The organism is Streptomyces sp. NPDC001903 (assembly GCF_042891345.1).
Taxonomy (GTDB): Bacteria; Actinomycetota; Actinomycetes; order Streptomycetales; family Streptomycetaceae; genus Streptomyces.
The window spans coordinates 191,924-217,417 of the sequence record NZ_JBIASZ010000015.1; the positions used below are offsets into that span (position 1 = coordinate 191,924).

The 25,494-nt window shown below is 73.5% G+C and carries 20 protein-coding genes; 12 read left to right on the top strand and 8 right to left on the bottom strand.

All coding sequences use genetic code 11. The annotated features are described in order from the left end of the window. The first annotated feature begins 207 nt into the window (after positions 1-207). Both ACFYZS_RS29445 and ACFYZS_RS29450 read left to right on the top strand, forming a co-directional pair. Positions 208-1,950 carry an LCP family protein gene (locus ACFYZS_RS29445; RefSeq protein WP_389018902.1) on the top strand — a complete coding sequence of 581 codons (1,743 nt, stop codon included), beginning with the start codon at positions 208-210 and terminating at the stop codon, positions 1,948-1,950. Between the two features lie 201 nt (positions 1,951-2,151). After that, a complete protein-coding gene (locus ACFYZS_RS29450) occupies positions 2,152-3,798 on the top strand; it encodes an LCP family protein (RefSeq protein WP_389018993.1) in 1,647 nt (548 codons plus the stop codon). A gap of 74 nt (positions 3,799-3,872) precedes the next feature. Here ACFYZS_RS29450 and ACFYZS_RS29455 read toward each other — a convergent pair whose 3' ends face one another. Next, positions 3,873-4,901, bottom strand: a complete 1,029-nt coding sequence (locus ACFYZS_RS29455; protein WP_389018904.1) for a glycosyltransferase family 2 protein — start codon at positions 4,899-4,901, stop codon at positions 3,873-3,875. Between the two features lie 203 nt (positions 4,902-5,104). Between ACFYZS_RS29455 and ACFYZS_RS29460 the strand changes: the two genes are divergently transcribed. Beyond that, the gene (locus ACFYZS_RS29460; protein WP_389018907.1) at positions 5,105-6,607 is read left to right on the top strand and encodes an LCP family protein; all 1,503 of its coding nucleotides are present in this window, start codon (positions 5,105-5,107) and stop codon (positions 6,605-6,607) included. 8 nt (positions 6,608-6,615) lie between these two features. Here the strand turns inward: ACFYZS_RS29460 and ACFYZS_RS29465 are convergent, their stop codons facing one another. Then, the gene (locus ACFYZS_RS29465; protein ID WP_389018910.1) at positions 6,616-7,167 is read right to left on the bottom strand and encodes an acyl-CoA thioesterase; all 552 of its coding nucleotides are present in this window, start codon (positions 7,165-7,167) and stop codon (positions 6,616-6,618) included. Between the two features lie 179 nt (positions 7,168-7,346). On the opposite strand from ACFYZS_RS29465, the gene ACFYZS_RS29470 reads away from it, so the two are divergent. Beyond that, positions 7,347-8,702 carry an LCP family protein gene (locus ACFYZS_RS29470; protein WP_389018913.1) on the top strand — a complete coding sequence of 452 codons (1,356 nt, stop codon included), beginning with the start codon at positions 7,347-7,349 and terminating at the stop codon, positions 8,700-8,702. Between the two features lie 84 nt (positions 8,703-8,786). Here ACFYZS_RS29470 and ACFYZS_RS29475 read toward each other — a convergent pair whose 3' ends face one another. Both ACFYZS_RS29475 and ACFYZS_RS29480 read right to left on the bottom strand, forming a co-directional pair. Further along, positions 8,787-9,869, bottom strand: a complete 1,083-nt coding sequence (locus ACFYZS_RS29475) for a sugar phosphate nucleotidyltransferase (RefSeq protein WP_389018996.1) — start codon at positions 9,867-9,869, stop codon at positions 8,787-8,789. Between the two features lie 120 nt (positions 9,870-9,989). Next, positions 9,990-10,742 carry a TIGR03089 family protein gene (locus ACFYZS_RS29480; RefSeq protein ID WP_389018915.1) on the bottom strand — a complete coding sequence of 251 codons (753 nt, stop codon included), beginning with the start codon at positions 10,740-10,742 and terminating at the stop codon, positions 9,990-9,992. A gap of 139 nt (positions 10,743-10,881) precedes the next feature. On the opposite strand from ACFYZS_RS29480, the gene ACFYZS_RS29485 reads away from it, so the two are divergent. Together ACFYZS_RS29485 and ACFYZS_RS29490 are read left to right on the top strand one after the other, a co-directional pair. After that, positions 10,882-12,309, top strand: coding sequence for a peptidoglycan recognition protein (locus tag ACFYZS_RS29485; RefSeq protein WP_389018918.1), 1,428 nt, complete (start codon positions 10,882-10,884; stop codon positions 12,307-12,309). Between the two features lie 28 nt (positions 12,310-12,337). Beyond that, positions 12,338-13,363: a DNA-3-methyladenine glycosylase family protein gene (locus ACFYZS_RS29490; protein ID WP_389018921.1), complete on the top strand. Its 1,026-nt coding sequence runs from the start codon at positions 12,338-12,340 to the stop codon at positions 13,361-13,363. 15 nt (positions 13,364-13,378) lie between these two features. On the opposite strand, the gene ACFYZS_RS29495 is transcribed toward ACFYZS_RS29490, so the two are convergent. From ACFYZS_RS29495 to ACFYZS_RS29505, 3 genes are all read right to left on the bottom strand, one after another. Beyond that, on the bottom strand, positions 13,379-14,710 hold the full coding sequence (locus tag ACFYZS_RS29495; RefSeq protein ID WP_389018924.1) for a coenzyme F420-0:L-glutamate ligase: 1,332 nt from the start codon (positions 14,708-14,710) through the stop codon (positions 13,379-13,381). Next, entirely contained in the window at positions 14,707-15,666 is a 960-nt protein-coding gene (gene cofD / locus ACFYZS_RS29500; protein ID WP_389018927.1) for a 2-phospho-L-lactate transferase, read from the bottom strand. Before cofD ends, ACFYZS_RS29495 begins: the two co-directional genes overlap by 4 nt. 85 nt (positions 15,667-15,751) lie before the next feature. After that, complete coding sequence (locus tag ACFYZS_RS29505) at positions 15,752-16,303, bottom strand: cysteine dioxygenase (RefSeq protein WP_389018930.1); 552 nt, start codon at positions 16,301-16,303, stop codon at positions 15,752-15,754. 650 nt (positions 16,304-16,953) lie between these two features. Here ACFYZS_RS29505 and ACFYZS_RS29510 point away from each other — a divergent pair. The 3 genes from ACFYZS_RS29510 to ACFYZS_RS29520 all read left to right on the top strand — a co-directional run bounded on the left by ACFYZS_RS29510 (position 16,954) and on the right by ACFYZS_RS29520 (position 22,596). Further along, entirely contained in the window at positions 16,954-17,217 is a 264-nt protein-coding gene (locus ACFYZS_RS29510; protein WP_003983763.1) for a WhiB family transcriptional regulator, read from the top strand. Positions 17,218-17,494: 277 nt separating this feature from the next. Next, positions 17,495-21,118 (top strand): glycosyltransferase family 2 protein, encoded by a 3,624-nt coding sequence (locus ACFYZS_RS29515; protein ID WP_389018933.1) that lies wholly within the window; start codon positions 17,495-17,497, stop codon positions 21,116-21,118. After that, positions 21,115-22,596: a DUF5719 family protein gene (locus ACFYZS_RS29520; RefSeq protein ID WP_389018935.1), complete on the top strand. Its 1,482-nt coding sequence runs from the start codon at positions 21,115-21,117 to the stop codon at positions 22,594-22,596. Before ACFYZS_RS29515 ends, ACFYZS_RS29520 begins: the two co-directional genes overlap by 4 nt. An 80-nt stretch (positions 22,597-22,676) precedes the next feature. Here the strand turns inward: ACFYZS_RS29520 and ACFYZS_RS29525 are convergent, their stop codons facing one another. Further along, positions 22,677-23,156, bottom strand: coding sequence for a metallopeptidase family protein (locus ACFYZS_RS29525; protein ID WP_389018937.1), 480 nt, complete (start codon positions 23,154-23,156; stop codon positions 22,677-22,679). Positions 23,157-23,243: 87 nt separating this feature from the next. On the opposite strand from ACFYZS_RS29525, the gene ACFYZS_RS29530 reads away from it, so the two are divergent. The 3 genes from ACFYZS_RS29530 to ACFYZS_RS29540 all read left to right on the top strand — a co-directional run bounded on the left by ACFYZS_RS29530 (position 23,244) and on the right by ACFYZS_RS29540 (position 25,395). Continuing rightward, positions 23,244-23,678: a DUF3499 domain-containing protein gene (locus ACFYZS_RS29530; protein ID WP_389018999.1), complete on the top strand. Its 435-nt coding sequence runs from the start codon at positions 23,244-23,246 to the stop codon at positions 23,676-23,678. A 75-nt stretch (positions 23,679-23,753) separates the two neighbouring features. Then, positions 23,754-25,124 (top strand): phosphomannomutase/phosphoglucomutase, encoded by a 1,371-nt coding sequence (locus ACFYZS_RS29535; RefSeq protein ID WP_389018940.1) that lies wholly within the window; start codon positions 23,754-23,756, stop codon positions 25,122-25,124. Between the two features lie 85 nt (positions 25,125-25,209). Continuing rightward, positions 25,210-25,395: a Trm112 family protein gene (locus ACFYZS_RS29540; RefSeq protein WP_243629438.1), complete on the top strand. Its 186-nt coding sequence runs from the start codon at positions 25,210-25,212 to the stop codon at positions 25,393-25,395. Positions 25,396-25,494: the final 99 nt, after the last annotated feature.

Consider the following 25,494-nt stretch of genomic DNA (forward strand, 5'->3'; position numbering starts at 1 on the left):
CGGTGTCCGAAGTGAAGGCCTTGGGGGGTTTGGCCCGTTATAAGGGGAGTGGAATTTGTCACCACCATGGTTTGCGGTCAACTGAGCCGGATAGGGTGAGCGATCCGGTGCCCCGGCCAGACCAAGAGGTGCACCAGCAGCCGGATCGTTGACCGAGCGTCTTGGGGGAGACGCGTCGCGAGGCACCGACGGAGGATTCGAGCAACCGTGGATGCGCAAAGCCGTGGGCGGGCGGAAGAAATCGACCCCGCAGACCAGTGGGTGCTCAACCCCCGCACTGGCAACTACGAACTGCGACTGGACCGTTCCGCTGCGCAGCAGCCCTCCGTCGCCTCACCCCGCAGGCCCTCATCGGCCCGCACCGGTGCGCCGGGCGCGCCGGCGGCCCCCAAGGCCCCGTCCCCGGCGGTCCCCGGGCCGCGGCGCGGCGACGGTCCGCCCGGGCGGCGCGGCGGTCGGCCGCGCAAGGGCGGCGGTGGCGGCGGGCGGCGCAAGAAGATCCTGGTCGTCACCGGCGGCACCCTGGCCTTCCTGCTGGTCGGCGGTTCGGTGGGCGCGTACCTCTACTACGACCACCTGAACAGCAACCTCAACGTCACCGACGTCGGCGACGCGGGCACGGGCGGGTTCAAGAAGGACCAGCCCATCAACATCCTGGTGATCGGCACCGACAAGCGCAGCGGCGCGGGCAACGAGGGCTACGGGGACGCGGAGAGCGTCGGCCACGCCGACACCACGATCCTTTTCCACGTGGCGAAGGACCGCAGCAACGCCACCGCGCTGTCCATCCCGCGCGACCTGATCACGAACATCCCGGCCTGCCCGACGAAGCAGCCCGACGGTTCGACGAAGACCGTCCCCGGCCAGAAGGGGACGCGGTTCAACGTCAGCCTCGGCCAGGAGGGCCGCGACCCGGGCTGCACCATGCGTACGGTGAAGGAGATCACCGGGATCACCGTCGACAACTTCATGATGGTCGACTTCAACGCGGTGAAGGTGCTGAGCACGGCCGTCGGCGGTGTTCCGGTCTGCCTCGCGAAGGCCGTGGACGACGCGGACTCCAAGCTGAAGCTGGACGCCGGCGAGCACCGGCTGCAGGGCGAGCAGGCCCTGGCCTTCGTACGGACCCGGCACTCGTTCGGCAACCACGGCGACCTCGACCGGATCAAGACCCAGCAGCAGTTCCTGGGCTCGATGATGCGCGAGATGAAGTCGAAGGAGACGCTGACCAGTCCGAAGAAGTTCTTCTCCCTCGCGGAGGCGGCCACCAAGTCGCTGACCGTCGACTCGGGCATAGGGTCCATCGACAAACTCACCAACCTCGCCGGTGAGTTGAAGGACATCGACCTCAAGAACATCACCTTCACCACGCTTCCGGTGCTCGACAACCCGGCCGAGCCCGAGGGCAAGAAGGCGACCGTCGTCGTCGACCAGCGCCTGGCGGATCCGCTGCTGAAGATGATCCAGGGCGACGTCTCGCTGACGGAGGTCGAGAAGAAGGAGCAGGCGGCGAAGGACGCGGCCGACGCGGAGGCCAAGAGCAAGGCGGACGCCCTGCTCCAGGGCAACCGCGCGCCCGCGGGCGACGTACGGGTGGACGTCTACAACGGCGGCGGCCCCGGCGGCGCGGCCTCCGCCACGGTGAACTGGCTGCAGAACAGCAAGGGCGTGAACAAGTCCGGCAACCGCGGCAACGCGCCCGCCAAGCTCGACGCGACGCAGCTGGAGTACGCGCCCAACCAGGCCGACCAGGCCCGGGCGCTGGCCGACCTGATGGGGCTGCCGGCCACGGCGCTGAAGATGGGCTCGGCGGACGCCGCGCCCAAGACCCCGATGAAGCTGACGCTCGGCGCCGACTTCAAGGGGGCGGGGGTCTCGCTGACGGCGCCGCAGAAGGCTCCGGAGGACATCCAGCGGGTCGAGGCCGACAAGGCGGTCTGCGCCAAGTAGGCGGCCGAGGCACGCGGGCGGGCAGGCGGGGAGCCGGCCCGCCGGCCGCGGCGCCGCAGCACAGCAGGGCAGGCAAGCCGAGCACGACCGAGCAAGGCAAGCGGCCAGGCCGGCCGGTGCCGGTGCAAGCGACACCGGAACCGACACCGGCACACCACGACACGAAGTGAATCTTGAGGGGGACGTGTGAGGCACAGCAGCGTGCGAGGGGAGGGGGCGCCCGCCCAGCCCGGTGAGATATCCGGCGGCGGATCCGGCGCGTCCGGCGCCGTCCCCCCACCGAGAGACGGGTCCGGCGGCGGCGCCCCCAAGCGGCGCGGCCGTCGGCGGGTGCTGCGCTGGGTGTCCTCCATCCTGTCGTTCCTCATACTCGCGACGGCGGCGGGCGGCTACCTCTACTACCGCCACCTCAACGGCAGCATCAAGACGGACGTCCTGAACCTCGGTGAGAACAAGCTGGGCGGCTCCAAGCCCAACGCCTTCGGCCAGACCCCGCTGAACATCCTCCTCATCGGCTCCGACGCCCGTGACGACGCGGCCAACCAGGCCCTCGGCGGGGCCAAGGACACCTTCGACGGCCCGCCCCTCGCGGACGTGCAGATGCTGCTGCACCTGTCGGCGGACCGCAGCAACATGTCTGTCGTGTCGATGCCGCGCGACACGATGCTGATGATGCCGAAGTGCACCGAGCCCGGCGGCAAGGTCCACCCGGCCAGCAAGGGCCTCGTGCAGACCAACGAGTCCCTCGGCCGGGGCGGGCCGGGCTGCACGGTCGCCGCCTGGTCGGAGCTCACCCACATCCCGATCGACCACTTCATGATGATCGACTTCAAGGGCGTGGTGACGATGGCGGACGCCATCGGCGGCGTCCCGGTCTGCGTCCAGCAGAACGTGGAGTCGCGCACCCGCGACGGCAAGGGCTCCGGCCTGAAGCTGCCCGCGGGGACGAACACCATCCAGGGCGAGCAGGCGCTGCAGTGGCTGCGCACCCGCTACGGCTTCGAGGACGGCACGGACCTCGGCCGCACCCACGCCCAGCACATGTACATGAACTCGATGGCCCGCGAGTTCCGCAAGAACGCCAAGCTCAGCAACCCGGTGAAGCTCAACAGCCTGGCGCAGGCGGCCATCAAGGCCATGGTCGTGGACCCCGGCCTGAACAAGATCGACAAGCTGTACGACCTCAGCATGGAGCTCAAGAAGGTCCCCACCGGGCGGATCACCATGACCACCATGCCGTGGGTGTACAGCACCCGCGAGGAGGGCCGGGTCGAGCCCAAGCCGGTCGAGGCCGAGGCCCTGTTCCGGATGGTCCGCGAGGACATCGCGCTCGACGGCAAGGGCTCCGGGGACCCGGCCGCCACCCCGTCGGCGCCGGCCGCCTCCCCCTCCACCGCGGTCCCGTCCCAGCCCGCCGCCGATCCGGCCGCGCCCCCGGCGAAGATCGCGATCGCCGTGCGCAACGCGACCGGCGGCAAGGACGGAGCCCAGACCCGGGTCAAGGGCCGGGCCGACGACGTCGCCGCCCTTCTCGTCGGCAAGGGCTTCACCAAGGCCCAGTCCACCCAGCAGACCGGGGCCGAGGACACCACCGTGGTCCGCTACGCCGCCGCGGACCAGGCCGGTGACGCGGCGGCCGTGGCCACGGCGCTCGGCCTGCCGGCGAGCGCCGTGGAGAAGTCCGAGGACGTCACCGGGATCGTGCTGTTCGTCGGCAAGGACTGGCGGACCGGCAACGCGCCGACCCCGCCGCCGCCCGCCCCGACCAAGGCCCCCGACTCCGCCCGTCCGCTCAACGGCGACGACGACAAGGAGTGCATGGCGATCCAGCCGGGCTTCACCTGGTAGGGATCCGTACGCACGAAGGGGCCCGGTGGCGCTGACGCCACCGGGCCCCTTCGTGTCCGTCCGTACGGGCCCGCTCAGACCTCGCTGGCGAGGTCCCTGCGCACCGCCGGGCGACGGCTCGCGATGACCTTGGCCGCGAGCGAGCGCGGGCTGGTCAGGAAGCCGAAGCCCCAGGACATGTGCATGGTGGCCATGGCCACCGGGATCTGCGCCCGTGCCTTCAGGGAGAGCCCCTTGCCGGCCGGGACCGAGCCCACGGTGATCGCCGCGAGGTAGCCGGCCGGGACCACGAAGCCCCACGGGGTGACGGCCGCGCCGACCACGACACCGGCGGCGATCGCGCACAGCGCGGTCGGCGACGCGAGGTAGCGCAGGTTGATCGAGCCCGAGTGGTAGCGGGCCACCACGTGCCGCCAGCGGCCGTAGTCCTTGTACTGCTTGGCGAGCGCCCGTACGGAGGGACGCGGGCGGTACTGGACCTTCAGCTCCGGCGAGAACCAGATGAGCCCGCCGGCCTCGCGGATGCGGAAGTTCAGCTCCCAGTCCTGGGCGCGGATGAACTCCTCGTTGTAGCCGCCCGCCAGCTCCAGCGCCTCGCGGCGGAAGACGCCCAGGTAGACGGTGTCGGCCGGACCGGCCTTGCCTCCGGTGTGGAAGGCCGCGTTGCCGACGCCGAGCCGGGAGGTCATCGCGGCGGCGACGGCATCCTCCCAGGCGTTCTCGCCCTCGGCGTGCATGATGCCGCCGACGTTCTGCGCGCCGGTCTCCTCCAAGAGGCGGACCGCGGTGGCGATGTAGTTCGGCGAGAGCATGCCGTGGCCGTCGACGCGTACCACGATCGGGTGACGCGAGGCCTTGATGGCGGCGTTGAGGGCGGCCGGGGTCCGGCCGGAGGGGTTCGGAACGGTGACGACGCGGGGGTCCTCGCGTACGAGCTCGGCGGCGATCTCGTCGGTGCGGTCCGTGGACGGCCCCAGCGCGATCACCACCTCCATCTCACCGGCGTACTCCTGTCCGAGGATGTGACGGACGGAGTCACGCAGGTGGCGCTCCTCGTTGAGCACCGGCATGATCACCGAGACTGCGGGCTGCTGGGCGGGCATGTGGTCCTTCAAGGTCGGGTATCGGTGTCACGTTACCGCGTACGGGGGAAACGGGTGCGCGCCGCATGATCGGTAGGGACAGCGGCTGATCGTATGGGCCTACTGTTCTGACGATCTGCCCGATGTGTCCGGACCGAGGTGTCCGGCTCTGATGTGTCTGGTTCGTTCCTGCAGGCCCTGCTGCCCCCGCGGAGGTGTCCCCCGTGCCCCAGCCGCACCGTCCCACCCGACCCGCCCGGCCCCCGCGGCCGCAGCGCGCGCGGCGCGGCGGTGCTCCGGACCGGCGCCGGGGGGACGACCGGCCCCGGTGGGGAGTACGGCTCGCGGCCGCCCTGGCCGTGGCGGTACTGGGCTCCGGAGCCGTCGGACACGCGGTGATGACCGGCCTGGACACCGGGATCGAGCGGGTGGACCCGTTCAAGGACATGAAGAACCGGCCGCAGGCCGGGCACGGCCTGAACTTCCTGCTGGTCGGAACCGACGGACGGGACAGGATCACCCCCGCGGACAAGCGCGAGTACCGCCTCGGCGGCGCCCCCTGCCACTGCACCGACACCGTCATGCTGGTGCACCTCTCCGCCGACCGGGCGCGGGCCAGCGTGGTCAGCCTGCCCCGCGACAGCTACGCCGAGCTGCCCGCGCACCGCGACGAGTCCAGCGGCAAGCAGCACGGGCCGCACCCCGTGAAGCTGAACGCGGCGTACGCGGAGGGCGGGCCGCAGCTGACCGTGCGGACGGTCGAGAGCATGACCCGGGTCAAGATCGACCACTACCTGGAGGTCGACTTCGCCAGCTTCATGAAGACGGTCGACGCCATGGGCGGGGTGGAGATCTGCACCGCCAAGGCCCTGCGCGACCAGAACACCGGCCTGGACCTGCCGCCGGGCAGCCACCGGCTCAGCGGCGGCCAGGCCCTGCAGTACGTGCGCTCGCGCCACGTGGACGGGGCCGCGGACCTGGGCCGGATGCAGCGCCAGCAGCGGTTCGTCGCGGCGCTGATCAAGCAGGCGACCGGCGGCGGGGTGCTGCTGAACCCGGTGAAGTTCAAGGAGGTCAGCTCCACCCTGCTGGGCTCGGTCCGGGCCGACCGGGGCTTCGGCTCCGAGCAGATGCTGGCCCTCGGGCAGGCCCTGCGCGACTTCACCCCGTCGTCCTCGGAGTTCGCCTCCGTCCCGATCGGGAACCCCTCGTACCCCGTCAAGGGCATCGGCTCCACGGTGAAGTGGGACGAGCCGAAGGCCGCGAAGCTCTTCGAGGCGCTGCGCCTGGACCGGCCGCTCGCCCCCGCCGTCCCCGGGCGGCAGCCCGCGCGGGCACCGCAGCAGCAGGCGGCGGTGCCGGTGGACGTGCCGCCGGGGCAGATCCGGGTGCGGGTGGAGAACGGCACCCGGATCGACGGGCTCGGCGGCCGCGTGGACACGGCGCTGCGCGCCACCGGCTTCGACACCACCCGGGCCCCGGGCAACGGCGCGAGCCGCGACGTCAAGCGCACGGTGGTCGCGTACGACCCGCGCTGGGACCGATCGGCCCGTACGGTGTCCACCGCGCTGCCCGGCAGCGAGCTGCGGGCGGTGGCGGGCCAGGGGCGGACGGTCCTGGTGATCGCCGGGGCGGACTACAGGAAGGTGGTGCCGGTCCGGCCCGAGGACCCGCACCAGGGCCAGTACGGGGTGGTCACGGGCGATCAGGTGATCTGCGGCGGGTAGCCGGGGCGTCAGTCGTCGTCGAAGCCCTGGGCCGCGCGCTCCTCGCGCAGCGCCATGATCGCCCGGCGCCGGGCGAGCCGGTGCGTGCGGCGGATCTGGGCCTCCTGGTTGCGGCGCCGGTCCTGGTCGGTCTCGGGGAGCACCGGCGGGACCGTGCGCGGCTTGCCATCGGCGTCCACGGCGGTGAAGACGAGGTAGGCGCTGCCGACCTGGGTGGCGGGGGTGGACTCGTTCCACCGCTCGGCCAGGACCCGCACGCCGATCTCCATGGAGGAGCGGCCGGTCCAGTTGCACTGGGCCTTCACGTGGACGAGGTCGCCCACGCGGACCGGGGCGAGGAAGGCCATCTCGTCCATGGACGCGGTGACGGCGGGGCCGCCGGAGTGGCGCCCGGCGACGGCGCCCGCGGCGTCGTCCACCAGCTTCATGATCACGCCGCCGTGCACCGTGCCGAGGAGGTTGGTGTCGTTGGCCGTCATGATGTGGCTGAGGGTGGTCCGCGAGGCCGAGATCGGCTTGCCCTGGGGTTCGCCGGCCGTCGCGCCCGGTATCTCTGTCATACCGACACCTTAGGCGGTGGCCGACGGGTCAGGGTCGGTCAGCCCAGGCGTCCCGGGCCCGGCCCGACCCGTCGGCCACCGCCCAAAGCCGACGCGCAGGCATCAGCTCTGCAACAGCACCGGAACGAAGCTCCGCCCGGGCTGTCGGGCACCCCTTCCGGCCAGGCATCCTAGGCGGCATGAGTGAGTGGCCCGAGGGGCGCAACGACAGCGGCGACGACCGGTACGGACGCGGCAGCGCGCAGGCGCAGCCCGAGGGTGCCCGGCGGATGCCGCACGTCCAGCGCCGGCAGCAGCGGCCGGTCCCGCCGCAGCAGCAACCGCAGCGACCGGCGCAGCCGCCGGCCCGGCCCGGGCAGCCGCCCGCGTACGGGGTGCCCCCGCAGCAGGCCCCGAGCCACGACACGTACGGCGGCTACGACAGCGGCTACAACACCGGCCAGGTCTACGGGCGGCCGCAGAGCACCCCGGCGGGCCCGGGCGGCCCGGGGGCGCCGAGCGGTCCCGGTGGTCCGGGCGGTCCCGGCGGGCGGCCGGGGCGACCGGCCGGACCGGCGCCGGACTGGCGCAAGCGGATCAAGATCGGCTCCATCGTGCTCGTCACGGCGCTGCTCGCGACCACCATCGGCACCTACTTCTGGGCCGACTCCAAGGTGCGCCGGGAGGTCGACCTCTCCAAGGTCATCGAGCGCCCGAAGGAAGGCGACTGCACGACGTACCTGGTCGTGGGCTCCGACAGCCGCGAAGGCCTGTCCGACGAGGACAAGAAGAAGCTCCACACGGGCTCGGCCGAGGGCAAGCGCACCGACTCGATGATGATCCTGGCGGCCTGTTCCAGCGGCAATACGATGATCTCGCTGCCGCGCGACTCGGACGTGGAGATCCCCTCCTTCGTCGGCTCCGAGTCCGGGAAGAAGTACCCGGGCACGGGCAAGCACACCAAGCTCAACGCGGCGTACGCGGACGACGGCCCGGAGCTGCTCGTACGGACCGTGGAGCACAACACGGGCCTGCGCATCGACCACTACGCGGAGATCGGCTTCGCCGGGTTCGCGAACATCGTGGACGCGCTCGGCGGTGTCGACATGAACATCGAGAAGGGCTTCAAGGACGAGAAGTCGGGCGCCGACTTCAAGGCCGGAGAACAGACCCTCAACGGCAGCCAGGCGCTGGCCTTCGTCCGGACCCGGTACGCCTTCGCCGAGTCGGACCTGGCGCGTACGAAGAACCAGCAGAAGTTCCTCTCCACGCTGGCCAACCAGGCGGCGACGCCGAGCACGATCCTCAACCCCTTCAAGCTGTACCCGGTGTTGGGCGCGGGCCTGGACACGCTGATCGTGGACAAGGACATGTCCCTGTGGGACCTGGCCGACATGTTCTTCGCGATGAAGGGCATCAGCGGCGGCGAGGGCGTGTCGATGAACATGCCGATCGCGGGCGAGCGGGGCGGCAACCTGCTGTGGGACAAGGCGAAGGTGCAGCAGCTCGTCAAGCAGATCCAGAACGACGAGAAGGTCACCGTCACGGGCAACTGACGGTCTCCGGACGCGAAGACGCCGCCGGCCTCGAGTGGCCGGCGGCGTCTTCGCGTTCCGTCGTTCCGTCGTTCTGCCGGCCCGTCAGCGGTCGGAGGAGAAGCGGACGGCCGCGGAGGGCAGTTCGGCCCCGCACCACACCCGCGCGCCCGCGCGCAGTTCGTTGTCCGAGCCGACGACGGCCCCGTCGCCGAGGACAGCGCCGTCCAGTACGGTGCGCAGGCCCACCGTGGCGCCGACGCCGATCAGGCTGGCGCGCACCCGGGTGTCCGCCGCGATGACCGCGCCGTCGAGCACGATGGACCCCTCGACGACCGCGCCCGCCCCGATGCGCGCTCCGGCGCCCACGACGGTGCCTCCGGACAGCTCGGCTCCGGGGGCCACTTCGGCGCCCGGGAGCACCAGGGACTCGCCGCGCGGGCCCGGGACGGCCGGGGAGGGGACGACTCCGCGTACGAGGTCGGCGGAGGCCTGGACGAAGGACTCGGGCTTGCCGAGGTCCAGCCAGTACGTGTTCTCGGTGACGCCGTGGAGCCGGGCCCCGGAGGCGAGCAGGCCGGGGAAGGTCTCGCGTTCGACGGAGACGGGACGCCCGGCCGGGATGGAGTCGATCACGCTGCGGCGGAAGACGTAGCAGCCGGCGTTGATCTGGTCGGTGATGATCTCCTCGGGGGTCTGCGGCTTCTCGGTGAAGGCCAGCACCCGCCCCTCGGAGTCGGTGGGCACCAGGCCGAACGCGCGCGGGTCCTCGACCTGCACCAGGTGCAGGGAGACGTCGGCGGCGGCCGCCCGGTGCGAGTCGACGAGCCCCGCGATGTCGAGACCCGTGAGGATGTCGCCGTTGAAGACGAGGACGGGCGAGTCCGGCCCGCCGGTCAGCCGCTGCGCGGCGTTGCGGATGGCTCCGCCGGTGCCCAGCGGTTCGTCCTCGACGACGTACTCGAGCGAGACGCCGAAGGCGGAGCCGTCGCCGAAGTACGGCTCGAAGACCTCGGCGAGGTAGCAGGTGGCCATCACGATGTGCGTGACACCGGCGGCGGCGGCCCTGGCTATCTGGTGGGCGAGGAACGGAACACCGGCCGCGCGCACCATCGGCTTGGGGGTGTTGACCGTGACGGGGCGCAGACGCGTCCCCTGCCCCCCGACCAGCAGGATGGCTTCCAAAATTGTTTCTCCCCACCCGGTTCGGGCCCTATGAGGGTCCCAAGTTAGCCCATCCGCGTGAGCGCCCGCCCACGCCCGAACGAGACGAGCCCCACACCGCTCGCCTCCTTGCGGGCACCCGCTCTACGCGGCGGTGTGGGTGACGCGTTCGGTTTCGGTGCGAGCCGACAGGGCCTGCGGGGAGAGGAGGTCCAGGTTGCGGCACAGGACCACCGAGGCGTCCGCGGCCAGGGCGGCGAACAGGCCGGCCGACAGGCCGTCCCAGCTGTCGTAGCCGAGGCCGGAGAGCACGCGGGAGCCCGCGGTGAGGCCGCGCTTGGCCGCGTCCTCGCGGGCGCGGTCGACGAGCTGCGCGTGCGTGAGCTCCTCGCCGTCGACGACCAGTGCCGGACCGCCGGCTTCCACCGGGACGAAGGGGGCGAAACGGTCACCCTGGCCCGGTACCTCCACCGCGTAGTCCGCGAACCCGGCGGGCGGCTGCGGGAATCGGCCGCCCAGCGGCCGCAGGGCGAGCGCGACCCGCTCGCCGGAGCAGGCCGCGGCCTCCTCCAGGGTGTCCGGCCCGCTGACGACGAGATCGGCGTCGGCCGGGTCCCCGCCGACCTCGGCGACGACCCCGACCGAGTCGCAGGCGAGCAGCCACACGGCGCTCTGCCAGTGCGCGGGGAGCAGCAGCGCGAGCCGGTCGCCGGGTTCGGCGCCCAGATCGCCCTGGAGCAGATTGGCGGTCTTGGCCACCCAATTGGCGAAGGTGGCGACGGACAATTCGACCCGTTCGCCCGTGGCGTCGTCGTAGAACGTGATGAGCGGGCGGCCCGGATCGGCGGCGAGCGCGGATCGCAGCAGGTCGGCAGGGGTGCGGTCGGTGGCGTTCACCCGGCCCAGCCTACGCGGGACCCTCGCCCGTACGGAGGGCGTCGGCTCCTCCGTACGGGCGAGGGACGCGCCGACCGGATCGGACGGGCCGTCAGTTCTCCGATGGCGCTTCGTGGTGACTGTGCTCAGCATCGCTTTCATGCGTGGATTCCTTGCTTCCTCGATCGGTGTCGCGACGGCCGCCGCCCTGGCCCTGCCGCTCGCGCTCTGCACTCCGGCCCTGGCCGCGCCCGCGCTGGGCGCGGCCGCCGCCCCCGTGGCCCCCGCCGGGTCCACCCAGTCGCTGCCGCTCGCCCCCCTGGGTCCGGCGGCCGACCGGTCGCCCGGCGTCCCCGGCATGAGCACCTCGCCGCGGCTGCCCGAGACCCGCGGGCTGCCCCCGCGCGAGGTCAAGAGGTTCTCGCTGGTCGGCGTCGTCTGGGACGACGCGAGCACCCAGCTGTTCGGCCGGGTCCAGGTCCGCACCCGCGCGGTGGCGACCGGGAACTGGTCCGACTGGCAGGACATCGAGACCCACAACGGCGAACACGCCCCCGACCTCGGCACCCAGGAGAGCGGCTCCGGCCGGGTCCGCGGCAGCACCGCCCCGCTCTGGGTCGGCGACTCCGACGGCGTCGAGGTCCGCGTCCAGGCGGAAGCCGGGGCCCCGGCCACCCGCGCGGGGGCCCGGCTCCCGTCGGGCATGCGCATCGAGCTCGTCGACCCGGGCTCCACGGACCCGGTGACGGTGGTCGACGCCAAGAACGGCGCGGAGGGCGCCGCCGACGAGCCCGCGGGCGACGACAAGGGCGACCTGGTCGCCCTGCCGGGCATGACCATGGAGACGGCGGAGTCCTCGTCCGCCAACGTCCCGCTGGCCGCGCTCGGCGCGAAGGAGATCACCGCGCTCGACAAGGCCGACTCCACCGCCGACGCCGTCCTCGCCAGCGAAGGCGCCCTCAGCGCGGCGGCCCGCCCGTACATCGGCCCGCGGCCGCGGATCGTGACGCGGCTGGGCTGGGGCGCGGACGAGTCCCTGCGCGAGTCGGGCTTCGTCTACACCGGCACGGTCAAGGCGGCCTTCGTCCACCACAGCGCCTCCGGCAACAACTACGCCTGCAAGGACGCCCCGGCGGTGCTGCGCAGCCTGTACCGCTACCACGTGGTCAGCAGCGGCTGGCGCGACCTCGGCTACAACTTCGCCGTCGACAAGTGCGGCACGGTGTACGAGGGCCGGGCGGGCGGAGTCGCCAAGGCGGTGCTCGGCGCGCACACCATGGGGTTCAACACGGACAGCATGGGCGTCGCGGTGCTCGGCACGTACACGAGCACCGCACCGCCGGCGGCCGCGGTGAAGGCGGTGGCGCAGCTCACGGCATGGAAGCTGGGGCTGTTCAACCGGGACCCGCGGGCGAAGACCACCCTGAAGTCGGGCGGCGGCAACCTCTTCAAGAAGGGCACGAACGTCAAGCTGAACGTGATCTCGGGCCACCGCGACGGCTTCGCCACGGAATGCCCGGGCAAGCTCCTCTACGCCCAGCTCCCGCCCACCCGCACCTCCTCGGCGAAGCTCCAGGGCCGCCCCTAGGGGCGTCTCGCCGGGCTACGCTCGAGGCATGGCCGGCCGCTTCGACCCCCTCACCCGCGCCGCCGTCCGCGGCGGCCGCACCGCCGTGCCCGCGCCCACCGGAGCCGGCCCGGACGCCGCCGCGACCGCGGGCGCCCGGGTGCGGGAGTGGGCTCCCGGCCGGGGGGTCGATCTCGGGCTCACGCTCGGCCCCCTGCGGCGCGGCCCCGGCGACCCCACCTTCCGCACCACCCCCGACGGCTCCGTCTGGAAGACGAGCCGGACGCCCCAGGGCCCGGCCACCCTCCGCGTGGCCCTCGCCCCCGGCACCGGCACCGCCCGCGCCGAGGCCTGGGGACCCGGCGCCGAGTGGATGCTCGACGGGCTCCCCGCCCTCCTCGGCGACGGCGACGACCCCGCCGCCTTCGTCCCCCGCCACCGCCTCGTGCACGCCAGCCACCGCCGCCGCCCCGGGCTGCGCCTGACCCGTACCGGACTGGTGCTGGAGTCCCTGATCCCGACCGTCCTGGAGCAGAAGGTCACCAGCGACGAGGCGTACCGCGCCTGGCGCCGCCTGGTGAGCTGGTACGGGGAGCCCGCGCCCGGCCCCCGCGCCGGCCTCCCGCAGGGCCTGCACGTCATGCCCGACGCCCGGACCTGGGCGCTGATCCCTTCCTGGGACTGGCACAAGGCCGGCGTCGACGCCAAGCGCTCCGCCGCGATCGTCCGCTGCGCCCGCGTGGCGAACCGCCTGGAGGAGGCGGCCGGGATGGAGCTCCCGCAGGCCGCCGCCCGGCTGGAGGCGGTCCCCGGCATCGGTCCGTGGACCTCCGCCGAGACCCTCCAGCGCAGCAACGGCGCCGCCGACGCGCTCACCACCGGCGACCTGCACCTGCCGGGCATCATCGGCTACGCCCTCGCCGGGAACCGGGACGCCGACGACGCCGAGATGCTCGAACTGCTCGCCCCGTACGCCGGCCAGCGCCACCGCGCGGCCCGCCTCATCCTGCTGGCGGGCCGCGTACCGCCCCGCCGCACTCCGAAGATGCCCAGGACGGACATCGGGAAGCTCTGACCGGCGAACAGCTCGTCAGCGGAGCTCGATGAACGCCTCCGCCGACCGCGCCGGCCGCTCCGCCGGAGCCGATGCGGCATGGCCCACCGCCACGGCCCCCATCGGATCCCAGTCCTCCGGCAGCCCGAGCACCTTGCGCACCACGTCCCGGCAGAACATCGTCGAGGACACCCACGCCGAGCCCAGCCGCTCCCCGGCCAGCGCGACCAGGAAGTTCTGCACGCCCGCGCCCGTCGCGACCACGAACATCTCCCGCTCCGCCGCATCCCGCCGGGCGTGCCCGTAGTCGTGCGCGCCGTCCGTCACCATGCACGGCACCACCAGGTACGGGGCATTGCGCAGCACGTCGCCCCGCCGGACCCGCTTGGCGATGGACTCCTCGGACTTGCCGTCGCGCCTCAGGTCCTCGACCCAGGCGTCGCGCATCGCGTCCAGCAGCTCCAGCCGGGACCGCGCGGACTCCAGCAGGACGAACCGCCACGGCGTGGTGTGGTGCGGAGCCGGGGCCGTCACGGCCGCCGCCACCGCGCGGCGGACCGCGCCCGGGTCCACCGGCTCGTCCGTGAAGGCCCTTACGGTGCGCCGCTGCGTCACGGCCTCCCGTACCGCCTCCGAGGTGCCCAGCCGGAACATGTCCTCGGCCGGCGCGCGCACCAGGTCGGCCGCCGTCGAACCCTCGCCGAGCACGTGGGCCAGTCCGCGCACGACGGCCACCGGCAGCCCGGTCGCCTTGCCCTTGACCAGGTCCCCGGCCGCGGCCAGTTCGTCCGCCGTCGCCACTATCGTCGCGCTCAGCGGATTGCCCCGGTCGTCCGTACCGCCGCGCAGGTCGTCGAGGACCCGTACCCCGGCCGAGCCGATCGCCACGTCCGTGAGCCCGGAGCGCCAGGGCCGCCCGAAGGTGTCGGTCACGATGACGCCGACGTCGACGCGGAGCAGGTCGCGCAGTCCGGCGCGGATCGCGGCGGCCGAGGCGTCGGGGTCCTCGGGCAGCAGCAGCACGGTGCCCGGCTCGGTGTTCGAGGCGTCGACGCCGGCCGCCGCCATGACGAGCCCCTGCCGGTTCTCGACGATCCGCAGCGCGCCCCGGCGCGCGACGACCCGTACGGTCTCGGCGTCGATGGCGTCCTCGCGGGAGCCGGCGCGGACGATCCGGCCCTCCGCCTTGGAGACGATCTTCGAGGTGACCAGCAGGACGTCCCCGTCCCGCAGGCCGGGACCGGCCGCCGCGATCAGCCGCGCGAGGTCGTCGCCGGGGCGGACCTCCGGGATCCCGGCGACGGCGCGCACCTCGTACGAGGGCACGGGGGACCCGGGGGACCCGGGGGACCCGGCGGGGACGTTCACCGGGAGGCCTCCGCCAGCGCCAGCGCGGCCCGCGCCATCTCGGCGGTGGCGGCCAGGTCGGTCATCATCAGCGGCACCGCGCGGCAGGCGATCCCGGCGGCCTCGACCTCGGCGACCGCGTCCGCGTCGGAGGTGTCCACGAGCCAGCCGTCGAGCAGTTCGGCGCCGTAGTGCCGGGCGACGGCCGCGGCGGTGGACTCGACGCCGACGGCGGCGAGCACCTTGTCGGCCATGCCGCGCACGGGCGCGCCCCCGACGATGGGGGAGAGGCCGACGACGGGCGCCTCGGCGGCGGCCACGGCCTCGCGGATGCCGGGCACGGCGAGGATGGTGCCGACCGAGACGACCGGGTTGGACGGCGGGAAGACGATCAGGTCGGCGGCCGCGATGGCCTCCAGCACGCCGGGCGCGGGCTTGGCCTGCTCGGCGCCGACGGGTACGACGGCCTCGGCGTCGAGCGAGGCGCGCAGCCGGACCCAGTACTCCTGGAAGTGGATGACGCGCCGCTCGCCGCTCTCGGGGTCGGTGACGGCGACGTGCGTCTCGACGCGGTCGTCGGACATGGGCAGCAGCCGGACCCCGGGCTGCCAGCGGTCGCAGAGCGCCTCGGTGACGGCGCTCAGCGGGTAGCCCGCGCCGAGCATCTGCGTACGGACGATGTGGGTGGCGAAGTCACGGTCGCCGAGGCCGAACCACTCCGGTCCGACCCCGTACGCCGCGAGCTCCTCCTTGACGGTGAAGGACTCGTCGGTGCGGCCCCAGCCCTGGTCCTCGTTGATGCCACCGCCGAGGGTGTACATCACCGTGTCCAGATCGGGGCACACCTTCAGCCCGAACAGGTGAATGTCGTCACCGGTGTTGCCGATGACCGTGATGTCCGCGTCGGGGACGGCGGCCTGGAGGCCGCGCAGGAAACGGGCGCCGCCGATGCCGCCGGCCAGAACAACAATGCGCATGCGGACAGTCTGTCAGCCGGCCGCGGGCTGTCGTTGCGGGGTCGCGGCCGGCCGGGCGGGCGGGGCCGTCGGGCCGACCGCGGGATCAGACGGAGAGGGCCTCGGGCCGGGCCGGGGAGCAGCTGTGCATCGGCATCTCGGTCAGGCCCGGGAAGTAGACGTGCAGGCTGACGGCTCCTTCGAGGGTGTCGTTGACGACCTCGTGGGCGTAGCCGGGGGCGAAGACGCGCTGGGCGCCGGCGCCGAGGGTGAGCGGTCCGCGCGGGCCGTGCTCGGTGAGCTCGCCGTCGAGGACGGTCAGGACGCCGGAGGAGCCGCCGTGGTCGTGGAGGCCGCTGCCCTGGCCGGGGACCCAGCTGAGCAGCCAGACCTCGTAGCCGGGGCCGGTGCGCAGCCGGTGGTACCAGCGGGTGGTGGCGTCGTACTCGACCAGGTGTTCCCACTCGGCGCGGTTCGCGGCGATGGAGCGGGCGAGACCGACGAACTCGGCGACGGTGGCCGGGTGTTCGCGGGCGGGCTGGAGCAGGTGCTGGACGGAGAGGATGTCGCCGGCGATCTGGAGGTCGCTCTCGACGGGGAGGGGGGCCGTGACGCGGAGGGGGGTGGTGACGGTGGTGCTCGTGGAGGTGCTGTTCATCGTGGGGGTGTCCTCGACGGATGTCAGTCGTGCTGGCGGTCGCTGTGGGGGTGGCCGGAGCTCAGGGGAGCCGAGGCTCCGGAGGCATCAACAGCTGCAACAGCAACAGCGAACCTGGACAGCACTCAGGAACCCACGAATGGGGGTCCGGGTGGCGGCCGAGGTCACTGACATGGGGACAAGGAGACCGGGTCGAAGGCCCGACTGTCAACCCAATGCCTCGAATGGCCGCAAAAGTTTCATCTGATCCGGTTGCCGTGCTGGGAGAAAGGTTTGTGCAAACCGATGCAGGGGAGGTGGCGCTCACATCGCGCCGATGCCGCACAGGCCCTGCCCAAACCCGACGCGCCGCCCCGTGATCGAAATGTGATCTGCGCCGCTTCTTTGGCTTGATCGCAACCGCACTGCGGAGTGACACGTCGATTGCGGGTGAACACGCGCCCTGTGGGGCACCGGTTGCATGTGTCACGATTTTTGGCGATATGAACACTTTCTGCATACGCTTGGTTCCGCAGAGTGAATAAGGGGCCCAATAGCAGATCTCGGCTTGACTGCCCGGGAGCGGCCCACTTGTAATTTCACTCGTGTCGTTACGTAGCGATGAGTAACGACAACACCACGGGGACGCACAGACAGAGCGAGGGGCGCACATGACCGAGCTGTTTCAGGAACTGCTGGTCGAGGAGGCGGACGAAGAGCTCGGGTGGCAGGAGCGCGCTCTGTGCGCCCAGACCGACCCCGAGTCCTTCTTTCCCGAGAAGGGCGGCTCCACCCGCGAGGCCAAGAAGGTCTGCCTCGCCTGCGAAGTCCGCTCCGAATGCCTCGAGTACGCACTCGCCAACGACGAGCGATTCGGCATCTGGGGCGGCCTCTCCGAGCGCGAGCGCCGACGGCTGAAAAAAGCGGCCGTCTGAGCACGCAGCGCGACACGGCGCGACGCACGGCAACGGACGGCGCCGCGCGGCGGTACGCGGCACACCGCACGGCACATCGTGCGGAACACCGCTCGGAACCGAGCAACGAGCAGAGCAAACGGTCCGCCTCCTGCACCTTCCCCGCAGGAGGCGGACCGCTGTGTTTCCAGCCGTTAGTGTGGGGCGCTGTCCAGCAGCCTCCGGGAGCACACCACCCCCGGATCCACTCCCCGGACCGCGTCCGGGGGGACCCCCAGGCCGGAGGGCCAGTAGAGCGATGTCCCTGCACAGCCAGTCGACGGCCTCCCACCAGGCTGCCGCCACACCCGAGTTCCCCCGGCACGTCGTCACCGCGGTCCTCGTCGCCCACGACGGCGCCCGCTGGCTGCCCAAAACGCTCGCCGGCCTCCTCGGCCAGGAACGCCCCGCCCAGAGCCACATCGCCGCCGACACCGGCAGCGCCGACGACTCCGCGCGTCTGCTCGGCGAGGCCCTCGGCGAGGACCGCGTCCTCCACCTCGCCCGCCGCACCGGCTTCGGCGCCGCCGTCGACGAAGCCACCCGCAGCGCCGGCATCCTGACCCCGGAGGACCTCCCGTACCTCAAGCGCCCCAGCGGATGGGACCCCGTCAGCCGCACCTGGCGCGACGACGCGTACGACCTCCCCGAACTCCCCCACGGCGAACCCGTCCAGTGGCTCTGGCTGCTCCACGACGACAGCGCCCCCGAGCCCGACGCCCTCACCGAACTGCTCCGCGTCGCCGACGAGAACCCCGACGCCGCCGTCATCGGCCCCAAGCTGCGCGGCTGGTACGACAAGAAGCAGCTCCTCGAAGCCGGCGTCACCATCGCCCGCAGCGGCCGCCGCTGGACCGGCCTGGACCGCCGCGAACAGGACCAGGGCCAGCACGACCAGGTCCGCCCCGTCCTGTCCGTCTCCACCGCCGGCATGCTCGTCCGCCGCGACGTGTACGAGGCCCTCGGCGGCTTCGACCGCCGACTGCCGCTCATGCGCGACGACGTCGACCTCTGCTGGCGCGCCCAGAGCGCCGGCCACACCGTCCTCGTCGCCCCCGACGCCGTCCTGCGCCACGCCGAGGCCGCCGCCCGCGAGCGCCGCACCGTCGACTGCGCCGGACGCACGAGCTCCAGCCCGCACCGCGTCGACAAGGCCGGCGCCGTCTACACGGTCCTCGCCAACAGCTCCGGCCGCGCCCTGCCGTACGTCCTGCTGCGCCTGCTCGTGGGCACCGTGCTCCGCACCCTCGCCTACCTCGTCGGCAAGGCGCCCGGCCAGGCCGTCGACGAGATCACCGGCCTCCTCGCCACCCTGCTGCGCCCCGGCCGGATCCTGGGCGCGCGCCGCAGACGCGGCCGCCCCGCCGTCCCCGCCAAGGAGCTGCGCCCCCTCTTCCCGCCCCCGGGCGCGAGCGTGCGGGCCAACGCCGAACAGCTCGCCGGCTACTTCGGCGCCGACCGCGACACCGAGACGGCCGCCGTCGGCCGACACGGCGGAGCCGTCGAATCCGGCCCCGGCGGCGACGACGCCGACTACCTCGAGATCGAACAGTTCGCGCGCCTCAAGCGGATCGCCCGCAACCCCGCGCCCGTCCTCTTCGCGCTCCTCCTGCTCGTCTCCGTCATCGCCTGCCGCGCCCTGCTCGGCGGCGGCTCCCTCATGGGCGGCGCCCTGCTGCCCGCCCCCGACGGCGGACTCGCCCTCTGGCGCGCCTACACCGACGACTGGCAGCCCGTCGCCACCGGCTCCACCGCCGGAGCGCCCCCCTACCTCGCGGTCCTCGGCGCCCTCGCCACCGTGCTGTTCGGCTCCACCAGCGCCGCCCTGACCCTGCTGCTCGTCTGCTCGGTCCCGCTCGCCGGGCTCACCGCGTACTTCGCCTCCCGGCCGCTCGTCGAGTCCCGGCTGCTGCGCGCCTGGGCCGCCGTCGCCTACGCCTTCCTGCCCGCCGTCACCGGCGCCCTCGCCGGCGGCCGCCTCGGCACCGCCGTCCTCGCGATCCTGTTCCCGCTCATCGCCCGCTCGGCCGTCGCCGCCTTCGGGTTCGGCGCGGCCGAGGGCGAACGGTCCGGCTGGCGCCCGGTGTGGACGTACACCCTCCTGCTGACCCTGGCCACCGCCTTCACTCCCGTCGTCTGGCCGCTGGCCGCCCTCCTCGGCACCGCCGCCCTGGTACTGCGCCGCGCCGAGTGGAAGGCGTACGGCCTGCGGCTGCTCGCCACGCTCGCCGTCCCGCTCCTCGTGCTCGCCCCCTGGTCGCTGAGCCTGCTCACGCACCCCGGCCGGCTCCTGCGCGAGGCCGGCCTGCCGTACGGATCCGGCTCGGCCACCGCCCTGGACCTGCTCGGCATCAGCCCCGGCGGCCCCCGGACCGCCGGCGGCCTGCTGCTCATCGGCATCGTCCTCGCCGCCCTGGGCGCCCTGCTGCGCGCCGAGCGGCAGTTCGCCGTCCGCACCGCCTGGGCCACCGCCCTCGTCGCGCTGCTGCTGGCCGTCGTCGTCAACCGCACCGGCTGGGCCGGGCCCGCCACCCTCGTCTACGGACTGGCCCTGCTCGCCGCCGCCGCCGTCGGCGCCGACGGCGCCAAGGAACGGGTCGCCGCCAGCAGCTTCGGCTGGCGCCAGCCGCTCGCCGCGCTGATCGCGCTCGCCGCGGCCGCCGGCCCGCTGCTCGGCGCGGCCGGCTGGATGATCAGCGGGGCCGCCGGCCCGCTGGAGCGGCGCGACCCGGTCCAGGTACCCGCGTTCGTCGCCGAGGAGAGCGGCACCCGGGACCAGGCCCGCACCCTCGTCCTCGGCGGTACCTCGCCCGCCACCGTCTCCTACACCCTGGTCCGCGGCTCCGGCGGCCGCCTCGGCGACGCCGAACTCGCCGCCGCGGCCGGCAGCAGCCCCCAGCTCGACAAGGTCGTCTCCAGCCTCGTCGCCGGCTCCGGCGCCGACCAGAGCGACCAGCTCAGCGGGTTCGCGATCCGCTACATCCTGGTCCGCGACGGCGCCCCGCAGCAGATGCGCAAGGTCCTCGACGCCACCCCGGGGCTCAGCCGCCTCAGCCAGCTCGACGGCAGCGCCCTGTGGCGGGTGGACCGCCAGGTCGCCCGTGCCGCCATCGTCTCCGGCAAGCCGGGCGAGGCTCCCATCCCGGTCGCCTCCGGCCCCGTGGAGGTCCACACCAAGATCCCGTCGGGTGAGGCGGGCCGCGTGCTGCGCATCGCCGACCGGGCGGCCCCCGGCTGGACGGCCGCGCTCGACGGGAAGCCCCTCAAGCCCAAGACCCTCGACGGCTGGGCCCAGGGCTTCGAACTGCCCGCCGCCGGCGGCCGCCTCGACCTCGTCCACGAGGACGCGCTGACCCGGACCGCCTGGCACTGGGCCCAGGGCCTGCTCGCCCTCGTGCTGCTGGTGATGGCCCTGCCGGGCCGCCGGGCCCGGCTCGACGACGACCTGCCGGAAGAGGAGGCGGAGGCCGCCGAGCGGTCCGCCGCGGGCGAGGCCGGAGAGGGCCGCCGCGCCCGCAGGCTGCGCGCGGAGGCGCAGTCCCCGGCCGCCGCGGCGCCCGCCGCCGAGGAGCCCGCGGGCGCGGTCGCCGACCCGTACGCGCAGATCCCGGCGCAGCCGGTGTACGGGGAGGACGCCTACGCCTACCAGGCGTACGGCGACCAGGGCTACGCGTACGAGCAGCAGCCCCAGCAGCCGTACGTGCCCGCGCCCGCCCAGGCCCCGGAGTACGAGCAGTACCCGTACCCGCAGCAGGGCTACGAGGCCCAGCCGGCCTACCCGCCCCAGCCGCCCCAGCAGCCGTACCCCTACCCGCCGTACGAGCAGCCGTACGACACCTACGGACAGCACGAGCCGCGTCCGGACGGGAGCCCCCAGCAGTGAAGCAGCGCGCACCCCTGACGCTGGCGGCGGTGGCCGCGGCCCTGGCGGCCGTCACCGGCATCGGCCATCTCACCGCCCCCGCCGCCCCGGCCGCCGAGGCCAAGCCGGCGGCCGCGGCCCGGATGCCGGTGGAGCGGTCCGCACTGGTCTGCCCCGCGCCCAGCTCCTCGGACATCGCGGAGACCACGTACACGGCGATCACCCCCGGTGCGGCCGGCGCCGGGGGCAAGGGCGCGGCCCGCCTCCTCGGCGCGACCAAGGAGGCCAAGCCGGTGCTGGAGCTCAAGGAGCGCGGCAAGCCGGCCGGGGCCACCGCCTCCGGGGCGGAGGCGCCCGCGCTGACGGGCGTCGCCGACGGGATCCTGGCCCCCGGCTGGACCGCGCAGCAGACCACGAAGGTCGCCGTCGGCCGCGCGCGCGGCGTCCTCGGCGTCGGCTGCACGACGCCCGGCACCGACTTCTGGTTCCCCGGCGCGAGCACGGCCAAGGGGCGCGAGGACTACGTGCACCTCACCAACCCGGACGACACCGCGGCCGTGATCGACATCAAGATGTTCGGCCCGGACGGGGCGGTGAAGTCCGACGGCGGCACCGGCGAGAACATCCGGATCGACCCCAAGTCCACCAAGGCCGTCTCACTGTCCTCGCTGGCCCCCGGCACGCAGCTCCCGGACGTCACCGCACATGTGACGACCCGTGCGGGCCGGGTCGGCGCCTCCGTGCAGGTCGGCGAGGAGGGGGTGGGCTCCGACTGGCTGCCCGCCTCCGCCGACCCGGCGGGCTCGCTGGTGCTGCCCGGGATCCCGGCGGACGCCACCTCCGTACGGCTGGTGGCCTTCGCGCCGGGCGAGGAGGACGCGGACCTCACCCTCAAGCTGGCCGGGCCGAACGGCTCGATCAGCCCCGCGGACAACGAGCAGCTGCACGTCAAGGGCGGCATGACCGCGAGCGTCGACCTCAAGGACGTGACCCGCGGCGAGGCGGGCTCGCTGGTGCTGGCCCCGGCGAACGGCAAGAAGGCCGTACCGGTGGTGGCCGCCGTGCGGGTGGTCCGCGGCAGCGGCGCCAAGCAGGAGCTGGGCTTCCTCCCGGCGACCGCACCGGTCGGCACGCGGGCCACGGTCGCCGACAACCGGGCCGACGAGAACGCGACGGTGCTCTCGCTGACGGTGGCGGGCGGCACCGACGCGAAGGTCAAGGTCACGGCCTCGGCGGGCACGGAGGCCGGGGAGCCGGCCTCGAAGGAGGTCACGGTCAAGGCGGGCACGACGCAGGCGCTGACGCTGGCCCCGGCGGGCGCCAAGGGCGCCTACGCGCTGACGGTGGAGACCGTCTCCGGCGGACCCGTGTACGCGGCCCGGACGCTGACCCTGCCGCACGAGGGCATCCCGATGTTCACGATCCAGGGGCTGTCGGACGACCACGCGATGGTCTCGGTCCCCAAGGCCGCCCAGGACCTCACGGTCCTGACCGACTAGCGCGCCGTACGGGCGGCCGGGCCGGCCGGGGGCGGCAGGCCCCTGGGGCCGGGCCGCCCGCCGGCCCGTTCGGCCGCCCGTCAGTCCTGTCCGTACCGCGGGTCCACCGTCTCCGGGGAGAGCCCCAGCAGCTCGGCCACCTGCTCCACCACGATCTCGTGGACCAGCAGGGCCCGCTCGTCCCGGCTCTTCGTCCGGATCTCCACCGGCCGCCGGAACACCACGACCCGCGCCGGCCGACCCGCGCCGTCCGGCTCCGAGAGCGCCCCGAGCGGCACCGCCTCGTCGTTCCAGCCCGTGTCCGGACCGCCCGGCGGCCCCGGCACGTCGGCGACCACGAACTCCACCTCCGCCAGCTGCGGGAACCGCCGCTCCAGCCGCTCGACCGAATCCCGTACGAGGTCCCCGAACAGCTCCGCCCGGCTCGCCGACAGCGGCACCTGCGGCGGGGCCAGCGGCCCCCGCATCCCCCGCCCGTGCCGGTCGCGGCGGCGCGGCCGCGGCTCGGCGGGAGGCTCGGCGGGGCGGGGCGGGCCGGGGGGCAGGGGGCTGTCGGTCACCCCCGCAGCGTAGCCCTCGCGGCCCCTCCCACCCGGGCGTTTCCGGACCCGCCGCGCCCCTCCGCAGGCACGACACGGGAGAGCGGGCTGGGGGAGAGTCGTCGCGGCCCGGTCAAGAGTGCGGTACCGTCCAACGTCGTGAGCCTTGTACGTCGCTGTTCGCGCACCGCGTGCGGCCGCCCTGCCGTCGCGACACTGACGTACGTCTACGCCGATTCGACCGCAGTCCTCGGCCCGCTCGCCACCTACGCGGAACCCCACTGCTACGACCTGTGCGCCGAGCACTCCGAGCGCCTGACCGCCCCCCGGGGCTGGGACGTCGTGCGCCTGACCGACGGCTCCGCACCCTCCCGCCCCAGCGGCGACGACCTCGAAGCCCTGGCCAACGCCGTCCGCGAAGCAGCCCGTCCGCACGACCGCGCGGCCCAGGCCGGCGGATCCGGCCAGGGCGGCAACGGCGCCGGCGGCACCGGGGAGACGCGCCGCGGACACCTGCGCGTCCTGCGTTCGCCCGACTCCTGACATCACATGGTCTGAAAAGCCGCTCTCCGTGCAGGTAGGTTTGCTCCACCGCACAGCACCTCAGGAGGGCAGGCAGTGGCCGCAGATCTTTCGAACATCGTCAAGGCGTACGACGTACGTGGTGTCGTACCGGACGAGTGGGACGAGTCGCTGGCCGAACTGTTCGGAGCTGCTTTCGTCGAGGTCACCGGCGCGACGGCGATCGTCGTGGGCCACGACATGCGGCCCTCCTCGCCCGCCCTGTCCGGGGCCTTCGCGCGCGGCGCCGCCGCCCGCGGCGTGGACGTCACCCTGATCGGGCTCTGCTCCACCGACCAGCTGTACTACGCCTCCGGCACGCTCGACCTGCCCGGCGCCATGTTCACGGCCTCGCACAACCCGGCCCGCTACAACGGCATCAAGCTCTGCCGGGCCGGCGCCGCCCCCGTCGGGCAGGACTCCGGCCTCTCCACCATCCGCGAGCTCGTCGAGCAGTGGTCCGAGCAGGGCGCCCCGGCCGTCGCCGCAGGCACCGCCCCGGGCACGATCACCGAGCAGGACACCCTCGCCGGCTACGCCGAGCACCTCAAGGGCCTGGTCGACCTCACCGCGATCCGCCCGCTGAAGGTCGTCGTCGACGCGGGCAACGGCATGGGCGGCCACACCGTCCCGACCGTGTTCGAGGGCCTGCCGCTGGAGGTGGTCCCGATGTACTTCGAGCTCGACGGCACCTTCCCGAACCACGAGGCCAACCCCCTCGACCCGAAGAACATCGTCGACCTCCAGGCCCGCGTGCGGGCCGAGGGCGCCGACCTCGGCCTCGCCTTCGACGGCGACGCCGACCGCTGCTTCGTCGTCGACGAGCGCGGCGCGGGCGTCTCCCCGTCCGCCGTCACCGCCCTGGTCGCGGCCCGCGAACTGGCCCGCAACGGCGGCACCGGCACGGTGATCCACAACCTGATCACCTCCTGGTCCGTCCCCGAGGTCGTCCGCGAGCACGGCGGCACCCCCGTCCGCACCCGCGTCGGCCACTCCTTCATCAAGGAGCAGATGGCCAAGTCCGGCGCCATCTTCGGCGGCGAGCACTCGGCGCACTACTACTTCAAGGACTTCTGGAACGCGGACACCGGCATGCTCGCCGCGCTCCACGTCCTCGCGGCCCTCGGCGGCCAGGACGGCCCGCTCTCCGAGCTGGTCTCCTCGTACGACCGCTACGCCGGCTCGGGCGAGATCAACTCCACCGTCGCCGACCAGGCCGACCGCCTCGCCGCCGTCAAGGCCGCGTACGGCTCCGCCGAGGGCATCACCCTCGACGAGCTCGACGGCCTGACCGCGAGCTCCGCCGACTGGTGGTTCAACCTGCGCGCCTCCAACACCGAGCCGCTGCTGCGCCTCAACGTCGAGGCCCGCGACCCCGAGACCCTCGCGAAGGTCCGCGACGAGGTCCTCGCCCTCGTCCGGGCTTGAACGCCATGTCAGGCCGGGCCGCGCGAGGTGCGGCCCGGCGGTACGCTGACCTCGCCCAATCCGCATGTTCGAAGGGAACCGCCCCATGCCGCTCGAAGCCGGCCTTCTGGAGATCCTCGCCTGCCCCGCCTGCCACGCGCCCCTCGAGGACAAGTCGGCGGACGAAGCGGCTCCCGAGCTGATCTGCACCGGCCAGGACTGCGGCCTCGCCTACCCGGTCCGTGACGGCATCCCGGTCCTCCTCGTCGACGAGGCCCGCCGCCCCGCCTGAGGCCGCCGTCCCGGGCCGCAGGCCCCGGGACGCACAGGCACCAAGGGGCGTCCGTCGCAGCGCCGGGCGCCCGAGCAACCGAGTCGCCCGCCCTTCTGA

Excerpts from the sequence above, each read along its gene's own strand:
- ACFYZS_RS29465 (WP_389018910.1), bottom strand. The coding sequence starts at position 7,167 with ATGACAGAGATACCGGGCGCGACGGCCGGCGAACCCCAGGGCAAGCCG.
- ACFYZS_RS29505 (WP_389018930.1), bottom strand. The coding sequence starts at position 16,303 with ATGAACAGCACCTCCACGAGCACCACCGTCACCACCCCCCTCCGCGTC.
- ACFYZS_RS29455 (WP_389018904.1), bottom strand. The coding sequence starts at position 4,901 with ATGCCCGCCCAGCAGCCCGCAGTCTCGGTGATCATGCCGGTGCTCAAC.
- ACFYZS_RS29485 (WP_389018918.1), top strand. The coding sequence starts at position 10,882 with ATGCGTGGATTCCTTGCTTCCTCGATCGGTGTCGCGACGGCCGCCGCC.
- ACFYZS_RS29470 (WP_389018913.1), top strand. The coding sequence starts at position 7,347 with ATGAGTGAGTGGCCCGAGGGGCGCAACGACAGCGGCGACGACCGGTAC.
- cofD (WP_389018927.1), bottom strand. The coding sequence starts at position 15,666 with ATGCGCATTGTTGTTCTGGCCGGCGGCATCGGCGGCGCCCGTTTCCTG.
- ACFYZS_RS29515 (WP_389018933.1), top strand. The coding sequence starts at position 17,495 with ATGTCCCTGCACAGCCAGTCGACGGCCTCCCACCAGGCTGCCGCCACA.
- ACFYZS_RS29540 (WP_243629438.1), top strand. The coding sequence starts at position 25,210 with ATGCCGCTCGAAGCCGGCCTTCTGGAGATCCTCGCCTGCCCCGCCTGC.
- ACFYZS_RS29490 (WP_389018921.1), top strand. The coding sequence starts at position 12,338 with ATGGCCGGCCGCTTCGACCCCCTCACCCGCGCCGCCGTCCGCGGCGGC.
- ACFYZS_RS29510 (WP_003983763.1), top strand. The coding sequence starts at position 16,954 with ATGACCGAGCTGTTTCAGGAACTGCTGGTCGAGGAGGCGGACGAAGAG.